This is a genomic window from Psychrobacter sp. AOP7-B1-24, assembly GCF_052376215.1.
In the GTDB taxonomy this organism is placed as follows: Bacteria; Pseudomonadota; Gammaproteobacteria; order Pseudomonadales; family Moraxellaceae; genus Psychrobacter.
In genome coordinates this window covers 1-1,805 of sequence record NZ_JBQSVL010000159.1, presented here as the reverse complement: position 1 = coordinate 1,805, position 1,805 = coordinate 1, and the positions used below count along the sequence as shown (strand labels likewise).

Sequence of the window (1,805 nt, the reverse complement as noted above, 5' to 3'; positions counted from 1 at the left end):
TAGAATCCGAATCTTACAATATTGATAATAAGTATCAATTACCCAAGGATAGTTATGTATATTCACAACCTGTTGACGTGGATAATGATAACGACTATATCTTACTAGATCAGGAAGTTATATCTGATTCTGACTTAGCCGATGACATTACGCTAGATGTTGTTCCTTATCTGGATACTTCTGATGAAGGTCTTGAAAATCGTATTTATCTTAACTTTTATAACACATACTTTATTGTTTCAAAAGATAGAAGATACGGTCTGATTAATAGTTACGGAACCCCAATCGTAGCTATTGAATACGACGAAATTATTGAGCAAGATGATTTTCTATTGGTTAAGAAAGGTGATAAGTACGGTATTTTTGATATAAAAGGTCAAACCATTCAGCCTGTAATTTATGATGCTATCATACCGACTAACGCTCCTAGATTTACTGATGAATTAAATGAGTATGTCTTAATAAAGGACGGTAAAAAGGCACTGCTAGGCACCAAAGGTAAGCTGATAACTGAACTTTTAGAGGTTGATATAGATCGTCAAGATATCAGAGATGGACATCCTCTAATTCCTGTTTCAAAGCAAGGTATGTATGGTTTCGCTGACAGAGCTACTGGAAAAGTAATCACGCCATTTAAGTATGAAGATTTTAATTATATTGGTGGATACGGCAAGGAAAATGACAATATTATCGTTCAGCGTGAGGGTAGGACAATGTTGCTAGGCGCGACTGGTAAACCGTTACTCCCTCGATATAATGGTTACTCTATTTTAGAAAAGAATTATTACTCAAATTCTACTGCTTTTATTATTAGTTACAAAGGTTTAAAAGGAGCTGTAGACGCTGAAGGCAAGGTAATAATTGAGCCTGTTTATGAAGAGTTATACGTAGCGCAGAATATTGCCCAGTACAACGATCTATTGAATGAGAAAGCAGAACAAGAACAAGAAGATACGATTCGTTATATTTTCGCTAAAAATGATCTCTATGGTCTATTAGACAATCATGGAAACCAACTAATAGAAGCTGGATATCTTGATATGCAACCTTTGAGCGATTCACCCTATTTTGCAGCAGTTAATGCAGATAGCATGGAACTTAAGTACGCAGTTATTAATGAACACGGTGAAAAACTTACTGATTATAGTTACGATGAAATAGGCTCAGAGCTAGATGGTTTGGATGTAGAGATTCATACAGTAAATAAAGACGAGAATAAAATAGAGATATGGAATGACGAACTAAATCTTATAAAAACGGTTACTTACGATGAATATTTCTATGACAATACTGAAAGGTAATTATAAAGCTTCCGACCAAACATGACGATTCACGTATTTGCCTTGGATCACTTCAAATACTATAGAGTAAGTTAATGCACCATAAGATTGCTTTGATAATAAGTAAATATCATTGTTACTAGGATTAAAATATAATTCCATACGATTAAACACGTCGTTGGTGTCAACCGCGTACGCAGGAATATAAATACCTTTAAAGGATGAGTCAGGAATATTTATGGTTTGGTTGTCTAAAGAAAAAGACAGCTCCGCGAAAGCATAGTAATAGTTGTCTGGAACACCTGTATCTTCATTAAGTCCATAACTACAGATATTTTGGTACGTATTAGGGCAGCCTTCGACATAAGGCTTGGAGCTTTCAATTTTGGCTATATCGATGTCGACTGGTTTGATTTTTGCTGTAGCCCGTATCTTATATTTGTCGTTGCCAAACGTAGCCTCAAGTGGCGAGTTCTTTATTATAGGTACGCTAACTAGGGTATCGTCATCTTTGAAAAATGACTG

General features: G+C 35.3%; 2 protein-coding genes. One reads left to right on the top strand and one right to left on the bottom strand.

Annotated features, from left to right (window positions below):
- Positions 1–1,301, top strand: a 1,301-nt coding sequence (locus ACT3QP_RS14695) for a WG repeat-containing protein (protein ID WP_444526013.1), incomplete at its 5' end; no start/stop codon positions are given.
- On the opposite strand, the gene ACT3QP_RS14690 is transcribed toward ACT3QP_RS14695, so the two are convergent.
- Positions 1,302–1,805: hypothetical protein (locus ACT3QP_RS14690; RefSeq protein WP_444526012.1), on the bottom strand; the 504-nt coding region annotated here is incomplete at its 5' end.